Annotated in this window: 13 protein-coding genes; all 13 read left to right on the top strand. The window is 67.2% G+C overall.

The genetic code is table 11. The annotated features are described in order from the left end of the window. Positions 1-3 precede the first annotated feature (3 nt). The gene (rsmH, locus tag WKW82_RS08980; RefSeq protein WP_340341923.1) at positions 4-930 is read left to right on the top strand and encodes a 16S rRNA (cytosine(1402)-N(4))-methyltransferase RsmH; all 927 of its coding nucleotides are present in this window, start codon (positions 4-6) and stop codon (positions 928-930) included. Between the two features lie 7 nt (positions 931-937). After that, positions 938-1,273, top strand: coding sequence for a cell division protein FtsL (gene ftsL / locus WKW82_RS08975; RefSeq protein WP_340341922.1), 336 nt, complete (start codon positions 938-940; stop codon positions 1,271-1,273). Between the two features lie 191 nt (positions 1,274-1,464). Next, complete coding sequence (locus tag WKW82_RS08970) at positions 1,465-3,213, top strand: peptidoglycan D,D-transpeptidase FtsI family protein (RefSeq protein WP_340341921.1); 1,749 nt, start codon at positions 1,465-1,467, stop codon at positions 3,211-3,213. Then, a complete protein-coding gene (locus tag WKW82_RS08965) occupies positions 3,213-4,712 on the top strand; it encodes a UDP-N-acetylmuramoyl-L-alanyl-D-glutamate--2,6-diaminopimelate ligase (RefSeq protein WP_340341920.1) in 1,500 nt (499 codons plus the stop codon). Before WKW82_RS08970 ends, WKW82_RS08965 begins: the two co-directional genes overlap by 1 nt. Beyond that, a complete protein-coding gene (locus WKW82_RS08960; protein ID WP_340341988.1) occupies positions 4,712-6,139 on the top strand; it encodes a UDP-N-acetylmuramoyl-tripeptide--D-alanyl-D-alanine ligase in 1,428 nt (475 codons plus the stop codon). Before WKW82_RS08965 ends, WKW82_RS08960 begins: the two co-directional genes overlap by 1 nt. 18 nt (positions 6,140-6,157) lie before the next feature. Continuing rightward, the gene (gene mraY, locus WKW82_RS08955) at positions 6,158-7,336 is read left to right on the top strand and encodes a phospho-N-acetylmuramoyl-pentapeptide-transferase (protein WP_340341919.1); all 1,179 of its coding nucleotides are present in this window, start codon (positions 6,158-6,160) and stop codon (positions 7,334-7,336) included. A gap of 7 nt (positions 7,337-7,343) precedes the next feature. Next, positions 7,344-9,515, top strand: a complete 2,172-nt coding sequence (gene murD, locus WKW82_RS08950; protein WP_340341918.1) for a UDP-N-acetylmuramoyl-L-alanine--D-glutamate ligase — start codon at positions 7,344-7,346, stop codon at positions 9,513-9,515. Further along, a complete protein-coding gene (gene ftsW / locus WKW82_RS08945; RefSeq protein ID WP_340341917.1) occupies positions 9,512-10,807 on the top strand; it encodes a putative lipid II flippase FtsW in 1,296 nt (431 codons plus the stop codon). The genes murD and ftsW overlap by 4 nt, the downstream gene beginning before the upstream one ends. A 79-nt stretch (positions 10,808-10,886) precedes the next feature. Further along, positions 10,887-11,951, top strand: a complete 1,065-nt coding sequence (gene murG / locus WKW82_RS08940; protein ID WP_340341916.1) for an undecaprenyldiphospho-muramoylpentapeptide beta-N-acetylglucosaminyltransferase — start codon at positions 10,887-10,889, stop codon at positions 11,949-11,951. Next, positions 11,948-13,405: a UDP-N-acetylmuramate--L-alanine ligase gene (gene murC / locus WKW82_RS08935; RefSeq protein ID WP_340341915.1), complete on the top strand. Its 1,458-nt coding sequence runs from the start codon at positions 11,948-11,950 to the stop codon at positions 13,403-13,405. The genes murG and murC overlap by 4 nt, the downstream gene beginning before the upstream one ends. Continuing rightward, positions 13,399-14,460: a D-alanine--D-alanine ligase gene (locus WKW82_RS08930; RefSeq protein ID WP_422823448.1), complete on the top strand. Its 1,062-nt coding sequence runs from the start codon at positions 13,399-13,401 to the stop codon at positions 14,458-14,460. The genes murC and WKW82_RS08930 overlap by 7 nt, the downstream gene beginning before the upstream one ends. Before the next feature lie 6 nt (positions 14,461-14,466). Continuing rightward, the gene (locus WKW82_RS08925; protein WP_340341913.1) at positions 14,467-15,264 is read left to right on the top strand and encodes a cell division protein FtsQ/DivIB; all 798 of its coding nucleotides are present in this window, start codon (positions 14,467-14,469) and stop codon (positions 15,262-15,264) included. A 19-nt stretch (positions 15,265-15,283) separates the two neighbouring features. Continuing rightward, positions 15,284-16,513, top strand: a complete 1,230-nt coding sequence (gene ftsA, locus WKW82_RS08920) for a cell division protein FtsA (RefSeq protein ID WP_340341912.1) — start codon at positions 15,284-15,286, stop codon at positions 16,511-16,513. Positions 16,514-16,682: the final 169 nt, after the last annotated feature.

Below are 16,682 nucleotides of genomic sequence, written 5' to 3'. Positions count from 1 at the left end.
ATCGTGGACAACGAATGGACCCACAAGACCGTCTTGTTGAACGAAGCGGTCGACGCCCTGTTTGCCGACGCCTCGGCAACAGCGGGGGGCACATACGTGGACGCCACCTTCGGGCGAGGTGGGCACTCCCGCCTCATCCTTTCAAGGCTGGGGCCGGAGGGCCGCCTCATCGCGTTCGACAAGGACGCGGAAGCGGTCTCCGAAGCAGCGCGCATCACCGATGCGCGTTTTTCCATCCGTCACCAGGGCTTCCGGGACTTGGGCGAGTTGCGCCCGGGCAGCGTGTCGGGCCTGCTGATGGACCTGGGAATCAGCTCGCCGCAGATCGACAACCCGGCGCGCGGATTCAGTTTTCGATTCGACGGCCCCCTCGACATGCGCATGGACACCACGCGCGGCGAGAGCGTGGCCGACTGGCTGGCGACAGCCGAACAACAGCAGATTGCCGAGGTAATACGTGACTATGGCGAAGAACGGTTTGCTGTTCCGATTGCAAAGGCGATTGTTGCTCGCCGACAGGAACGGGGCCCAGTTTCAACCACCACCGAACTGGCCGAGCTCGTGGCTGGCGCGGTCAAAACCCGCGAGCAGGGCCAGAACCCTGCAACGCGCACATTTCAGGCTCTTCGGATTTTCATCAACGCCGAGCTTGAAGAACTGCAACAGGCGCTAGAGGCGAGCATCACCGTGTTGCAACCCCGTGGCCGCCTTGCCGTGATCAGCTTCCATTCGCTGGAAGACCGGATCGTCAAGCAGTTCATCGCAAGGCACTCGCGCGAGGTCTATGACCGCCGCGCGCCCTTTGCCGCGCCGGTGGCCATGAAGTTGCGCTCGGTGGCCCGCATCTTCCCGTCGGATGCCGAAGTGGCGGCCAACCCGCGCGCCCGCAGCGCGGTGCTGCGCGTGGCCGAGCGCACCGAGACCATCTAGACCCAAGATGGCCCGCTTCAACCTGCTCCTGCTGATCGCCGTCCTTGCGACGGCGCTGTTGCTCGTGCACACGCAGTACAGGTCGCGCCAGCTCTTCACCGAATTGGAGAGGGTCAACGCCGAGTCGCACCGGCTCGAGGTCGAGTTCGACCGGCTCCAGGTCGACAAGCGGGCGCAGGCCACGCCGTTGCGGGTCGAGAAGCTGGCCAAGGAACAACTCAAGATGGCGACCACCACCCCCGCCATCACGCTCTACGTCCGCCAGGACGGCAGCGTGATCCCGGCCGTGGTGTCGCCGGTGGCGCCCGTGCCTGCGGGCGGCGCGCCGAAGAAGGGGCACTGAATGAAGCCCACCCTTGAATGCGCCTTCGGCGTTGCCTCTCAAGGGGGCGCATGCAGCGACCCGGCCCAGCCGGTTCCGCGGGCTCTCGCGATGACTGCCGCTGGCGCTCCAGCCGCCAGCGGCTCCCGCGGGAGCAGGTTGCCGCGGGCTTGGCTTGCAGCGGCTGGCGTGCAGCGCCATGGGAGGCTGAAATGACCCGTCGCAGCGTTCAATACACCACCAGCCCCCTGCTCGCGAGCAAGACACCGCTGTGGCGCAGCAAGTTCATCGTGGCCGCCGTGGCCTTCGGCTTTCTCGCGTTGGCGGGGCGCGCCGCCTATGTGCAGGTGATCAACAACGCCTTTTTCCAGCGCCAGGGCGAAGTGCGCTACGCCCGCACGCTGGAACTGCCCGCCAACCGCGGCCGCATCCTCGATCGCAATGGCCTGATCCTCGCGTCGAGCGTCGTTGCGCCGAGCATCTGGGCCATTCCGGAGGACATCGAGCGCGACGACCCCGAGGTGCGCGCCAAGCTCAAGCAGGTGGCCAAGCTGCTTGGCATGCCGCAGAAGGACTTCGACAAGAAGCTGGCCGACGAGGACAAGACTTTCGTCTGGATCCAGCGGCAGGTCGACGAACCGATTGCCAAGCAGATCGCCGCGCTCAACATCGAAGGCATCTACCAGCGCAAGGAATACAAGCGCCAATACCCGGAGGGCGAATCGGCCGCGCACATCGTGGGCTTCACCAACGTGGAAGACCACGGGCAGGAAGGCATCGAACTCTCGTTCGACAAGGACCTGGCCGGCAAGCCCGGCTCGCGCCGCGTGATCAAGGACCGGCTCGGCCGCGTGGTCGAGGCCGTGGGTGATTCGATCCCGCCGGTCGACGGCAAGGACATCCAGCTCAGCATCGACAGCAAGGTGCAGTTCTTCGCCTACCAGAAGCTGCGCGACGCGGTCACGGCCAACAAGGCCAAGGCGGGCAGCGTGGTGGTGCTCGATTCGATCACCGGCGAAGTGCTGGCGCTGGCCAACTACCCGAGCTACGTGCCGGACAAGCGCAAGAACCTGACCGGCGAGATGCTGCGCAACCGCGCGCTGACCGACACCTTCGAGCCCGGGTCGACGATGAAGCCGATCACCATCGCCGCCGCGCTCGAACTCAAGCGAGTGACGCCACAGACGCTGATCGACACCTCGCCCGGCCGGCTCACCATCACCGGCTCGACCATCAGCGACACGCACAACTACGGCACGCTGACCGTCGAAGGCGTGATCCAGAAGTCGAGCAACATCGGCGCCACCAAGGTCTCGCAGAAACTCGCGCCGCGCGAGATGTGGGAGTCCTTTAGCTCGCTCGGCTTCGGCCAGAAGCCGCAATTGACCTTCCCCGGCGCGGTGACCGGGCGGCTGCGTCCGTGGAAAAGCTGGCGGCCGATCGAGCAGGCGACCATGTCGTACGGCTATGGGCTGTCGGCTTCGCTGTTCCAGATGGCGCATTCGTACACCGCCTTCGCGCACGACGGCAGCCTGATCCCGGCGACGATGCTCAAGAGCGACCAGCCTGCGGTGGGTGTGAAGGTGTTCTCGCCCGAGAACGCGAAGGCCGTGCGCCGCATGCTGCAGATGGCGGCCGGCCCCGGTGGCACGGGTCCGCTGGCGCAGACCGTCGGCTACTCGGTCGGCGGCAAGTCCGGCACGGCGCACAAGCAGGTCGGCAAGGGCTATGCGAGCAACAAGTACCGCTCCTGGTTCACCGGCATGGCGCCGATCGAGAAGCCGCGCATCGTCGTCGCGGTGATGCTCGACGAGCCGAGCGCGGGCAGCTATTTCGGCGGCATCGTGGCTGCGCCGGTGTTCAGCGAAGTCGTGCAACAGACGCTGCGCATGATGAACGTGGCGCCAGACCTGGCGGTGAAGCCGGCGGTGGTGACCAAGGGCGTGGAGGAAAGCTTCTGATGGACGACATCCGCTTCAAGTCGCCCAACGAAGCCGGCCACTGGCTGCGCTCGCGCGTCGGCGGGCACCTGCATGCGGACAGCCGGCGTGTCGGCGATGGCGATGGCTTCATCGCCTGGCCGGGTGCTGCGACCGATGGCCGCGTGCACGTCGAGGCAGCGCTGGCGCAGGGCGCAGTGGCTTGCCTGGTCGAGCGCGAGGGTGTGGAGGCCTTCAGCTTCGAGAGCGATTCGGTCGCGGCTTATGAAGGACTGAAGGCGGCCACGGGGCCGATCGCCGCATCGTTCTACGGCTGGCCGTCGACCCAGCTCGCGCTGCTGGCCGTGACCGGCACCAACGGCAAGACCTCGACGGCCTGGTGGCTCAGCGAGGCCCTGGCGGCGCATGAAAAACTGGGCCCCTGCGCGGTGGTGGGCACGCTGGGTATCGGCGTGCCGCCGGACCTGGCCTATACCGGCCTCACCACGCCCGACCCGGTGATGCTGCAGCGCGAGTTGCGCGGCTTCGTTTCGCGCGGCTTCGGCGCCTGCGCGATCGAAGCCTCGTCGATTGGCATCGCCGAGCGACGCCTTGACGGCTGCGAAATCCGCGTGGCCGTGTTCACGAATTTCACGCAGGACCACCTCGACTACCACGGCAGCATGGATGCCTATTGGCAGGCCAAGGCCGAGCTGTTCCGTTGGCCGGGGCTGCGCGCTGCGGTGGTCAACATCGACGACGTGCATGGCGCCAGCCTGGTCGGCAACCTGCTCGATGGCGGCACGGGCTCGCTCGATGTGTGGACGGTCACCGCCGCGGGTGGCCCGGCGCGCCTGGCCGCGCATGACATCGGCTATGGCCCGGAAGGCCTGCGCTTCTCGGTGACGGAGCAGGGCGGCGGCACGCAGAGCCTGTCGACGCGGTTGATCGGCCAGTACAACGTGTCGAACCTGCTGGGCGTGATCGGCACCTTGCGCGCGCTGGGCCTGTCGCTGGCGGAAGCGGTGAATGCCTGCCGTGGCCTGGGCAGCGTACCGGGACGCATGGAGCGCGTCGCGGTCGAGGGTCAGCCGCTGGTGGTGGTCGACTATGCCCACACACCGGACGCGCTCGACAAGGCGCTGGAAGGCCTGCGGCCCCTCGTGACCGAGCGTGGCGGCAAGCTGTGGTGCCTGTTCGGTTGCGGCGGCGACCGCGACCCGATCAAGCGGCCGATGATGGCGGCGGTGGTGGAGAAGGCGGCGGACCGCGTGGTGGTGACCAGCGACAACCCGCGCACCGAGAAACCGGCCGCGATCATCAGCCAGATCATGCTGGGGCTCGCGCAACCTGAGGAAGCGCAGATCGAGCCCGACCGGGCCAAGGCCATCGCCGACACCATCGCGCAAGCCGCGCCGCAGGACGTGGTGCTGCTGGCCGGCCGTGGCGACGAAGCCTGGCAGGAAGTGGCTGGCGAAAAGATCGCGTTTTCGGACCGCGTGCATGCGGCGGATGCGCTGGCGCGGAGGGCGGTCGCATGATGATGACGCTCGCGCAAGCCCAGGCCTGGATTGCGGGTGCACGCCTGGTTGGTGATGCGGCCAAGGCCATCGCTCGCGTGCACACGGACACGCGCACGCTCGCGGCCGGCGACCTGTTCGTGGCGCTCAAGGGCGAGCGCTTCGATGCCAATGAATTCCTGGCCGATGCCAAGGCGAGCGGCGCCGCAGCAGCCATCGCGCATGGCGGCCTGGAAGCCGCGGGTCTGGCGGGGCTGGAAGTCGAAGATTCACTGGCCGCGCTCGGCGCGCTGGCGGCTGGATGGCGCAATCAATACACGCTGCCGCTGATCGCGGTTACCGGCAGTAACGGCAAGACCACGGTCACGCAGATGATCGCGAGCATCCTGCGCAATGCGGCCGGCGAGGACGCGCTGGCAACCGCTGGCAACTTCAACAACGAGATCGGCGTGCCGCTCACGCTGTTGCGCCTGCGCGCGCAGCATCGCCTCGCGGTGGTCGAGCTTGGCATGAACCATCCGGGCGAGATCGCACGCTTGTCCGCCATCGCGCGGCCAACGGTGGCGCTGGTCAACAACGCGCAGCGCGAGCACCAGGAGTTCATGGCGACGGTGGAAGCGGTGGCGCTGGAGAACGGTGCGGTGCTGACGGCGTTGCCGGCCGATGGCACGGCGGTGTTTCCGCACGGCGATGAATTCACGCCGCTGTGGACGCGGCTCGCCAGCGAAGGCGAAGGCGCGCGGCGCCACTGCCTGACCTTCGGCGAAGACCCCGCGGCGAGTGTTTCGCTGGTGGCGGCCGAGTGGCTGGGCCAGGCCTGGCGGGTTACGGCGCGCACGCCGCTGGGCGAACTGCGATTTACGCTGCGCATCGCTGGCCGTCACAACGTGCTGAACGCCTTGGCGTCGGTGGCCTGCGGGCTCGCGGCGGGCGTATCACTGGACCACATCGCCCACGGCCTCGATGCCTTCGAGCCGGTCAAGGGTCGTTCGCGCGCCAGCACACTGCAGTTGGCCAATGGCCGCAGCGTGACGGTGGTGGACGACAGCTACAACGCCAATCCCGACTCGGTCCGCGCGGCCATCGACGTGCTGGCCACGCTGCCCGCGCCGCGCCTGCTGGTGCTGGGCGACATGGGCGAGGTGGGCGATCAGGGCGAACGCTTTCACGCGGAAGTGGGCGACTGGGCCCGCGAACGTGGCATCGACATTTTTTTTGCGCTCGGCGCGGCCACGACCCACAGCGTCGCGGCCTTCGGCCAAGACCCGGCCCGGGCGCGCCATTTCGAAAGCATCGACGCGCTCAACGCGGCGGTGCTGGCACTGCTGCCGCAAGCCGGCAGCGTGCTCGTCAAAGGATCGCGCTTCATGCGCATGGAGCGCGTGCTGCAGGCGATGGCCGAAGCCGCGGCCCCATCACAACAAGAGGAGACCGGTCATGACCATTGAAACGCTCGGTTTCAACACATGCTGCTGAGCCTCGCCCAGTGGCTGCAAACGCTCACACCCGAGTTCGGGTTCCTGCGCGTGTTCCAGTACCTCACCTTCCGTGCGCTCGCGGCGTCGATGACGGCGCTCGTCGTGGGGCTGGCGGCCGGCCCCTATGTGATCCGGCGTCTGGCCGCGCTGAAGATCGGCCAGCCGGTGCGGGGCTACGGCATGGAAACGCACCTGAGCAAGAGCGGCACGCCCACCATGGGCGGCGTGCTGGTGCTGTTCTCGATCGCGCTGGCAACGCTGCTGTGGTTCGACCTGTCGAATCGCTTCGTCTGGATCGTGCTGTTCGTGACGCTGGGCTTCGGCGCGATCGGCTGGGTCGACGACTGGCGCAAGGTGGTGCGCAAGGACCCGGAAGGCATGCGCTCGCGCGAGAAGTACATGTGGATGTCGGTGGTCGGCCTGCTGGCGGCCTTCTACCTGCTGTTCAGCATCTCGGAGAGTTCCAACTGGCGCGTGCTGCAGTTGTTCTATGCCTGGGTGCGCTCCGGCTTCGACCTGAACTTCCCGCCAAAGACCAACCTGCTGGTGCCCTTCTTCAAGGAGATCAGCTATCCGCTCGGCGGCATCGGCTTCGTGATCCTGACCTACCTGGTGATCGTGGGCGCGAGCAATGCGGTGAACCTTACCGATGGGCTGGACGGGCTGGCGATCATGCCGGTGGTGATGGTGGGCTCGGCGCTGGGGGTGTTCGCCTACGTGACGGGCAGCGTGGTGTATTCGCGCTACCTGTTCTTCCCGCACATTCCGGGCTCGGGCGAACTGCTGGTGTTCTGCTCGGCGATGGCCGGCGCGGGCCTTGCCTTCTTGTGGTTCAACACGCATCCGGCGCAGGTGTTCATGGGCGACGTGGGTGCGCTCGCGCTCGGTGGGGCGCTCGGCACCATCGCGGTGATCGTGCGGCAGGAGATCGTGTTCTTCGTGATGGGCGGCATCTTCGTCGTGGAGGCGATCTCTGTGATGATGCAGGTCAGCTACTTCAAGTACACGAAGAAGCGCTTCGGCGAAGGCCGGCGCATCTTGAAGATGGCGCCGCTGCACCATCACTTCGAGAAGAGCGGCTGGCGCGAGACCCAGGTGGTCGTGCGCTTCTGGATCATCACGATGCTGCTGTGCCTCGTGGGTCTTTCCACGCTGAAGCTGAGGTGAGCCGAGCGTGAAGCATCTCAAAGACCTGCCCGTCCTGATCCTTGGCCTTGGCGCCTCGGGGATGGCGATGGCGCGCTGGTGCGTGCGCCATGGCGCGGTCGTGACCGTGGCGGATACGCGCGAGGCACCGGCTTTGCTGGACACGTTGCGCGAGGAAATGCCGGGCGTGGGGTTCGTCGGTGGGGCATTCGTTGCCGGGTTGGTGGAAGGGACTGCGATCCGTGCGGTGTATCGCTCGCCGGGGCTGGCGCCAGCGACGATTGCGCCGGTCGTGGATGCGGCGCGGGCGATGGGGCTGTCTGTTGGCGGCGAATTGGACCTGTTTGCGCGGGCGCTGCTGGACATGCGGACGGTGGACGTGCCGGTTGTTGCAGAGCAGGGGCCGACTGCTGAGGCGGAAGCCCAGGCGGACCTGCCGTTCGATGCAGCTTCGGAGCCCGTGGCTTCGGTCGCGTCGTCGATCGAAGCGCCGCAAGCTCCGGCTGCGGTCGAGGCGGTGCCTGCGGATGACGCTGTCGCTATCGACACACAGCCTGAATCGGCTGGTGCGCCGGAGATCGAAGCGGAACCTGTCGCCCAGGCGGCCGACGCCGGGACGGAGCCACTCCCTGAAGCGGAGCCCGTCGCCGCGGCAGCGGACGCAAGCCCGGAGCCAGTCGTCGATGCGGAACACGGCGAAGCAGCGGCGCAAGACGAGACCACGTTGAGCGCGCCCGCTGAGTCCTCTTCGGCGCCAGTCGAACCCATGTCTGCGCCAGTTGAGCCCTCATCGGCCCCAATCGAAACTGCGTCTGCGACAGTCCGTCCCACACCCGAGCACGGCGAGCCACTGGCGCCAAAGATCAGCGCGCCAACGCACCAGCCAGGCAAGCCCTACGTCCGCACCGCCGCCAAGGAAGCGGCCGAATTCGTCGCGCGCATCGCCGAACTCTCCGTCCCTGTCGCACTGACGGCGCCCGAGGAAGAAGCGCCGAAGCCGGTGCTTGTTGCAGAACCCGTGGCGCCCAAGGGCTACACGCCATCGGTCCTCGCCATCACCGGCACCAATGGCAAGACCACCGTCACTTCGCTCACCGGCCAGTTGGTCGAACGCGCAGGCAAGACCGTCGCCGTCGCCGGCAACATCGGCCCGACGCTGCTGGACACGCTGAGCGCGCACATCGATGCCGAAACGCTGCCCGATGTCTGGGTGCTGGAACTCTCGAGCTTCCAACTGGACGGCGTGCAGGGCTTCGAGCCCACGGTCGCCACGGTCCTGAACCTGACACAGGACCACCTGGACTGGCACGGCGACATGGCCGCCTACGGCGCCGCCAAAGCACGCATCTTCGGCAGCAAGGGCCTGCTGGTCCTGAACCGCGACGACGACGCGGTGATGAAGATGCTGCCCGCACCGATCCGCGTCAAGCTACAGCGCCCGCAGCACCGGACCTACATCAGCTTCGGCGCGGGCATGCCGCTGCGCCCGGGCGACTTCGGCATCGAGCGTGTCAACGGCATGGCCTGGCTGGTGCGCGCGCTGGAAGCCGACGAAACACAGAAGCGCAAGCGCGGTGCGGCGCAGGTGGAAGAAGAGATCTTCGTGCAGCGCCTGCTGCCGGCCAATGCGCTGCGCATTCGCGGCCAGCACAACGCGCTGAATGCGCTTGCCGCGCTGGCCCTGGCCAGCGCCGCCGGCTGCCCGCTGGGCCCGATGCTCTACGGCCTGCGCGAATACCGCGGCGAGCCGCATCGCGTCGAGCCGGTCAACATCGTGCATGACGTCGAGTACTTCGACGACAGCAAGGGCACCAACGTCGGCGCCACCGTGGCGGCGCTGATCGGGCTGGGCGTGGACCGGCGCATCGTCCTCATCCTCGGTGGCGAGGGCAAGGGCCAGGACTTCTCGCCGCTGGCCGCACCGGTGCGGCAGTACGCACGCGCGGTCGTGCTGATCGGTCGCGACGCGCCGATCATCGAAGAAGCCTTGGCGGGCACCGGCGTCGCGGTGGCTCATGCCGCATCGATGGAAGAAGCGGTGCACGCAGCCGCCAAGCGCGCCCACCCCGGCGATGCGGTGCTGCTGTCGCCGGCCTGCGCCAGCTTCGACATGTTCAAGGACTATGCGCACCGTGCCGCCGTGTTCTGCGAGGCGGTGGAAGACCTCGCGAACGCATCGGGGGAAGGAGACGCCGAATGAACCAGGACGAACCCGGCACCCCGCGCAAGAAGGGCGGTCGCTTCAGCGGCTGGTTCCGCCGTGCCAAGACCGGCCTCGATGCGTTGCCGGTGCACCTGCCCGTGCGTCTGGGCGGCGCCGATATCTCCCAGACCAAGGCCGCGCCGATGCGTGTGCTCGGCTTCGACCAAGCCTTGCTATGGGTCACGCTGGCGCTGGTGGTGTGGGGCCTGGTGATGGTCTATTCGGCCTCCATCGCGCTGGGCGACAACCCGCGCTTCTCGCGCATGAGCTACAGCCAGTCGTACTTCGTGCTGCGGCATGCATTGTTCCTCGGCGTGGCCTTCGTGGCCTCGCTGCTGGCCTTCCAGGTGCCAATGAAGACGTGGGAGCGCGCCGCGCCCTGGTTGTTCATCGCCGCCTTGCTGCTGCTGGTGGCGGTCCTGATTCCGCATGTGGGCCGTAGCGTGAACGGCGCGCGCCGCTGGATTCCGCTCGGCTTCATGAGCTTCCAGCCGTCGGAACTGGCCAAGCTCGCGATGGTCTTCTATGCCGCCAGCTACATGGTGCGCAAGATGGAGATCAAGGAACGCTTCTTTCGCGCCGTGCTGCCGATGGGCGTGGCGGTGGTGGTGGTCGGCATGCTGCTGCTGGCCGAACCCGACATGGGCGCCTTCATGGTGATCGCGGTGATCGCGATGGGCATCCTGTTCCTGGGCGGCGTGAACGCGCGCATGTTCTTCGTGATCGCGATGCTGGTGGTGGTCGCGTTCGGCATGATCGTGGCCTCGTCGCCGTGGCGGCGCGAGCGCATCTTTGCGTACCTCGATCCGTTCGGCGAGGCGAATGCGCTCGGCAAGGGCTACCAGTTGTCGCATTCGCTCATTGCGATCGGGCGGGGCGAGATCTTCGGCGTGGGCCTTGGCGGCAGCGTCGAGAAGCTGCACTGGCTGCCTGAGGCGCACACCGACTTTTTGATGGCCGTGATCGGCGAGGAGTTCGGCCTGGTCGGCGTGCTGCTGGCCATCGTCCTGTTCTTCTGGCTGACGCGCCGGATCATGCACATCGGCCGGCAGGCGATTGCGCTGGACCGTGTGTTCTCCGGCCTGGTCGCACAGGGCATCGGCATCTGGATCGGCTTCCAGACCTTCATCAACATGGGCGTGAACCTGGGCGCGTTGCCGACCAAGGGGTTGACGCTGCCGCTGATGAGCTTTGGCGGGTCGGCCATCCTGATGAACCTGATTGCGCTGGCGGTCGTCTTGCGTATCGACTACGAGAACCGCGTTCTCATGCGCGGAGGTCGCGTATGAGCGCCGCGCTGGGCCGCCCCGAGCAAGCTCGCACCCCCTCGCGGGGCAGCGAGGACACGTCAGTGCCGAGCGTGGGGGCATGTTCATGAAGACGGCACTTGTCATGGCGGGCGGCACCGGCGGGCACATCTTCCCGGGACTGGCCGTGGCTGAAGAACTGCGCACGCGTGGCTGGCAGGTCCATTGGCTCGGCGCGCCGGGCAGCATGGAGCAACAGTTGGTACCTCCGCGTGGTTTCGCCTTCGAGCCGGTTCAGTTCGGCGGCGTGCGCGGCAAAGGGCCGATGACGCTGGTGTTCCTGCCGCTCAAGTTGCTGCGCGCATTCATGCAGAGCATCGCCGTGGTGCGCCGCGTCAAGCCCGATGTCGTGATCGGCCTCGGCGGCTACATCACCTTCCCGGGCGGCATGATGAGCGTGCTGCTCGGCAAGCCGCTGGTGCTGCATGAGCAGAACTCGGTCGCGGGCATGGCCAACAAGGTGCTGGCCAGCGTGGCGGACCGCGTGTTCAGCGCCTTCCCCAACGTGATGAAGAACGCGAAGTGGGTCGGCAATCCTTTGCGCGCTGCATTCCTGTCGCAGCCGGGTCCGCAAGAACGCTTTGCCGGACGCAGCGGACCGCTCAGGCTGCTCGTCGTCGGCGGCAGCCTTGGCGCGAAGGCGCTCAATGCGGTGGTGCCCAAGGCGCTGGCCTTGATCGCCCCCGCGCTGCGCCCGGCGGTCACGCACCAGGCCGGCAGCAAGCAGATCGACGAACTGCGCGCCAACTACGCAGCCGCCGGCGTCGAGGGCAACCTGACGCCGTTCATCGAAGACACCGCCAGCGCCTATGCCGACGCCGACCTCATCGTCGCGCGGGCCGGCGCCAGCACCGTCACTGAAATCGCAGCCGTGGGCGCTGCCACGCTGTTCGTTCCCTTTCCCTCGGCGGTCGACGACCACCAGACCACCAACGCCCGCTTCCTCGTGGATGCTGGCGGTGGATGGCTGGTGCAGCAGACCGAACTGACGCCTGAATGGCTGGCTGATTTGCTACAGAAGACATCCCGCGACGAACTCGTCGCCCGGGCCCTCAAGGCCGGCACGATGAAGAAAACAGAAGCGGTCGACGAAGTCGTCCGCGCGTGTGAGGAGCTCGCCAAATGAAGCATGCGATTCACCACATCCACTTCGTCGGTATCGGCGGTGTCGGCATGAGCGGCATCGCCGAGGTCCTGCTCAACCTCGGGTACACGATCTCGGGCTCGGACCTTGCCGACAGCGCCACGCTGCGCCGGCTCGCCGGCCTGGGCATCCACACCTACGTGGGCCATGCCGCGGCCAACATCGCCGGCGCCGATGCGGTCGTCACCTCGACGGCGGTGCAGGGCGGCAGCAACCCCGAAGTGCTCGCCGCCCGCGAAAAGAAGATCCCGGTGGTGCCGCGCGCCATGATGCTGGCCGAGCTGATGCGCCTCAAGCAGGGCATCGCCATTGCCGGCACGCACGGCAAGACGACGACCACCAGCCTGGTGGCGAGCGTGCTCGCTGCGGCCGGCCTGGATCCGACCTTCGTCATCGGCGGCCGCCTCAACAGCGCGGGCGCCAATGCGCAACTGGGCAGCGGCGACTACATCGTGGTCGAGGCTGACGAATCGGACGCCTCCTTCCTGAACCTGCTGCCCATCATGGCGGTGGTCACGAACATCGACGCCGACCACATGGAGACCTACGGCCACGACTTCGGCAAGCTGAAGAAGGCCTTCGTCGACTTCCTGCACCGCATGCCCTTCTACGGCGTCGCGATCCTGTGCACCGACGATCCGGCCGTGCGCGACATCGTGCCCGAGGTGTCGTGCCCGGTGACGAGCTACGGTTTCAACGAAGACGCGCAGGTACGTGCCATCAACGTGCGCGCGGTCGGTGGGCAGATGCACTTCACGGTGCAGCGCCGCAATGGCGTGACGCTGCCCGACCTCGACATCGTGCTGAACCTGCCCGGCGAGCACAACGTGCTCAACGCGCTGTCGGTGATCGCGGTGGGCGTCGAACTGAATGTGCCCGACGAAGCGGTGCAACGCGGGCTGGCCGAATTCACCGGCGTAGGCCGTCGCTTCCAGCGCTATGGCGAAGTCTTGACGCGTGGCGCGCAGCCGGACAGCGCCTTCACGCTGATCGACGACTACGGCCATCACCCGGTCGAGATGGCGGCCACGATCGCCGCGGCGCGCGGCGCATTCCCGGGCCGTCGCCTGGTGCTGGCCTTCCAGCCGCACCGCTTCACTCGCACGCGCGACTGCTTCGAGGATTTCGTCAAGGTCATCGGCAATGCCGATGCGGTGCTGCTCGGCGAGGTCTATGCGGCCGGCGAACAGCCGATCGTGGCGGCCAATGGCCGTTCGCTGGCGCGTGCGCTGCGCGTGGCCGGCAAGGTGGAGCCCGTGTTCGTCGATGACATCGCGGCCATGCCGCAAGCCATCCTCGACAACGCGCGCGATGGCGATGTGGTGATCTGCATGGGTGCAGGTTCGATTGGCGCCGTGCCAGCCCGGGTCGTGGAACTCGGCGGCGCGGCGTCGCAAAAGACAGAGCGCTGGACGCGCGAAGGGCGGGCATTGTGAGCGTCGATGTGAAATCCTTGGGCAAGGTGGCCGTGTTGTTCGGCGGCAGTTCCGCCGAGCGCGAAATCTCGCTGCTGTCGGGCAACGGCGTGCTGCAGGCCTTGCTGTCGCGTGGGGTCGATGCGCATGCCTTCGATCCGGCGCAACGCGACTTGGCCGACCTCAAGCGCGAGGGCTTCGCGCGCTGCTTCGTCGCGTTGCATGGCCGGCATGGCGAGGATGGCACGGTGCAGGGCGCGCTCGAATTGCTCGGCGTTCCCTACACCGGCTCCGGCGTGCTGGCCTCGAGCCTGGCCATGGACAAGGTCATGACCAAGCGCCTGTGGCAGGCCGACGGCTTGCCCACGCCCAAGTACGTGCGCCTCGCGCATGACCAGCAGAGCCGCGAGCAGATCCGCGCCGTGCCCGACGTGCTGGGCCTGCCGCTGATCGTCAAGCCGCCGCGCGAAGGTTCGTCGATCGGCGTGACCAAGGTGCAGGGCTATTCGCAGATGCAGGACGCGGTCACGCTGTCCGCCAGGTACGACGCCGATGTGCTCTGCGAGGAGTTCATCGATGGCGAGGAAGTGACTTGCGCGGTGCTCGGCCAGGGCCTCCAAGCCGTGGCCCTGCCGGTGGTGCGCATCGCTGCGCCCGAAGGCGCCTACGACTACCAGAACAAGTACTTCACCGACGACGTGAAGTACCACTGCCCGAGCGGCCTGCCGGAGGCCGAGGAACGCGCGATCCAGCACATCACGCTGGCCGCGTACCACACGCTCGGCTGCCGCGGTTGGGGCCGTGCCGACCTGATGATCCGCGCCAGCGACCGCAAGCCGTTCCTGCTGGAGATGAACACCTCGCCGGGCATGACCAGCCACTCGCTGGTGCCGATGTCGGCGCGCGCAGCGGGCACGAGTTACGAGGACCTGTGCCTGCGTGTGCTGGCTTCGGCGGCACTGGACGCCACGGCGCAGCGGAGTGGCACGGAGTCGAGCGACGCCGGGCCGTCCCAAGGCGCGAGCGCCCCCTCGGGGGGCAGCGACGACGCGGCAGCGCGGAGCGTGGGGGCATAGGAAATCATGGCCGACAGCATCCCCGTTCCCTTCGACGTCAGGCTCATGAACATCACCGCGAACCTGGTGTTCGTGGTGTGTGCGCTCGTGCTGCTGGCGGCGGGAGCCTGGTGGGTCTTGCGCCAGCCCTTCTTCCCGTTGGCCGTGATCCGCGTGGATGGCCAGGTCACGCACAACAACGAGATCACCTTGCGCGCGAATGTCGCGCCGCAGCTGTCGGGCAACTTCTTCACTGTCGACCTGGGCAAGGCGCGCGCGGCCTTCGAGTCGGTGCCGTGGGTGCGCAAGGCCGTGGTGCGGCGCGAGTTCCCGAACCGCCTGCGCGCCACGCTGACCGAGCAGGTGCCGGTGGCGCACTGGGGTGACGAGGCATCGTCCAAGCTGGTCAACAACTTCGGCGAAGTCTTCGAAGCCAACGTGGCCGAGGTCGACGACGACCTGCCGCGGCTCGACGGCCCGATCGACCAGGCCGGGCAGGTGCTGGGCATGTACCGCGTGCTGGCGCCGATCTTCCAGCCCTACGAACTGCAGGTCGACGAACTGGAACTGTCGGGGCGCGGCAGCTGGAAGGCCGTGCTCAGCACCGGCGCCATCATCGAACTCGGCCGCGGCAATGCCGACCAGGTTGCGTTGCGCCTGCAGGTGTTCCTGAAATCCGTGACAGCCGTGGCCCAGCAATACGGCCGCAACCTGTCCTATGTCGAAGCCGCGGACCTGCGGCATCGGGATGCATATGCGCTGCGCATGCGCGGCGTCACCACGGTCGTCAACGATCCCAAGAAGACCGACCCCAAGAAGAAATAGGGAACCCGAGGACTATCCCATGCCCAAAGAATACAAAGACCTTGTCGTCGGACTCGATATCGGCACCGCGAAGGTGATGGTGGTCGTGGCCGAGGTGCTGCCCAATGGCGAACTGAAGCTGGCCGGCCTCGGCGTCGCGCCAAGCAATGGCCTGAAGCGCGGCGTGGTGGTGAACATCGACGCCACCGTGCAGAGCATCCAGCAGGCGCTGAAAGAAGCCGAGCTGATGGCCGACTGCAAGATCGCCCGTGTCTATACCGGCATCACCGGCAGCCACATCCGCGGCATCAATTCGAGCGGCATGGTGGCGGTGAAGGACAAGGAAGTCACGCCAGCCGACGTGGCCCGCGTGGTCGAGACGGCGCGCGCCATCAACATCTCCAGCGACCAACGCCTCCTGCTCGTGGAGCCGCAGGAATTCGTCATCGACGGCCAGGACGTGAAGGAGCCGATCGGCATGAGCGGCATGCGCCTGGAGGCGAAGGTGCACATCGTCACCGGCGCGCAGAGCGCGGCCGAGAACATCATCAAGTGCGTGCGCCGCTGCGGCCTGGAAGTGGACCAGCTCATGCTGAACCCCCTGGCCTCGGCGCAGGCGGTGCTGAGCGAGGACGAGCGCGAACTGGGCGTGTGCCTGGTCGACATCGGCGCCGGCACCACCGACGTGGCCATCTTCACCAACGGCGCGATCCGTCACACGGCCGTGATCCCGATCGCCGGCGACCTCATCACCAGCGACATCGCGATGGCCCTGCGCACGCCGACCAAGGACGCGGAAGACATCAAGGTCGAGAACGGTTTTGCCAAGCAACTGTTGGCAGACCCCGACACGCAGGTCGAAGTGCCCGGCCTCGGCGACCGCGGCCCGCGCATGCTGAGCAAGCAGGCGCTGGCCGGCGTGATCGAGCCGCGCATCGAGGAGATCTTCTCGCTGGTGCAGCAGGTGGTGCGGGAGTCGGGCTTCGAGGAGGTGCTGTCCTCCGGCGTGGTGCTGACCGGTGGCAGCGCCGTCATGCCCGGCATGGTCGAACTGGGCGAGGACATCTTCCTCAAGCCGGTGCGGCGCGGCATCCCCAAGTATTCGAGCGCGCTGTCGGACATGGTGGCCCAGCCCCGTGCCGCGACGGTGATGGGCCTGCTGGAAGAGGCCCGCTTCGCACGCATGCGCGGCTTCAAGGTCGCCCAGAAGAACGGGTCCGTCAAGACCGCGTTCGGGCGCTTCAAGGACTTCATCGTGGGGAACTTCTGATCATGTCCAAATGCACATTCAAGTCGAGGTGGCCATGCCAGCTCGACTTGATCGCCCGCGAGGGCCGCGCCGGGCGTGGCCCGCCATCGGGGGCCCTGAGCGCCGCGGGACGGCAGTTCCACCACGCACGCGCCGGGCCTCCTCGCCACTACAACGAGCGGTGGCGACG

It is taken from the genome of Variovorax rhizosphaerae (genome assembly GCF_037889975.1).
In the GTDB taxonomy this organism is placed as follows: Bacteria; Pseudomonadota; Gammaproteobacteria; order Burkholderiales; family Burkholderiaceae_C; genus Variovorax; species Variovorax rhizosphaerae.
Note: the sequence above shows the minus strand (reverse complement) of the source record. Positions and strands in the feature narration are given on the sequence as shown.

Excerpts from the sequence above, each read along its gene's own strand:
- ftsL (WP_340341922.1), top strand. The coding sequence starts at position 938 with ATGGCCCGCTTCAACCTGCTCCTGCTGATCGCCGTCCTTGCGACGGCG.
- WKW82_RS08970 (WP_340341921.1), top strand. The coding sequence starts at position 1,465 with ATGACCCGTCGCAGCGTTCAATACACCACCAGCCCCCTGCTCGCGAGC.
- WKW82_RS08965 (WP_340341920.1), top strand. The coding sequence starts at position 3,213 with ATGGACGACATCCGCTTCAAGTCGCCCAACGAAGCCGGCCACTGGCTG.
- WKW82_RS08960 (WP_340341988.1), top strand. The coding sequence starts at position 4,712 with ATGATGACGCTCGCGCAAGCCCAGGCCTGGATTGCGGGTGCACGCCTG.
- mraY (WP_340341919.1), top strand. The coding sequence starts at position 6,158 with ATGCTGCTGAGCCTCGCCCAGTGGCTGCAAACGCTCACACCCGAGTTC.
- ftsW (WP_340341917.1), top strand. The coding sequence starts at position 9,512 with ATGAACCAGGACGAACCCGGCACCCCGCGCAAGAAGGGCGGTCGCTTC.
- murG (WP_340341916.1), top strand. The coding sequence starts at position 10,887 with ATGTTCATGAAGACGGCACTTGTCATGGCGGGCGGCACCGGCGGGCAC.
- murC (WP_340341915.1), top strand. The coding sequence starts at position 11,948 with ATGAAGCATGCGATTCACCACATCCACTTCGTCGGTATCGGCGGTGTC.
- WKW82_RS08925 (WP_340341913.1), top strand. The coding sequence starts at position 14,467 with ATGGCCGACAGCATCCCCGTTCCCTTCGACGTCAGGCTCATGAACATC.
- ftsA (WP_340341912.1), top strand. The coding sequence starts at position 15,284 with ATGCCCAAAGAATACAAAGACCTTGTCGTCGGACTCGATATCGGCACC.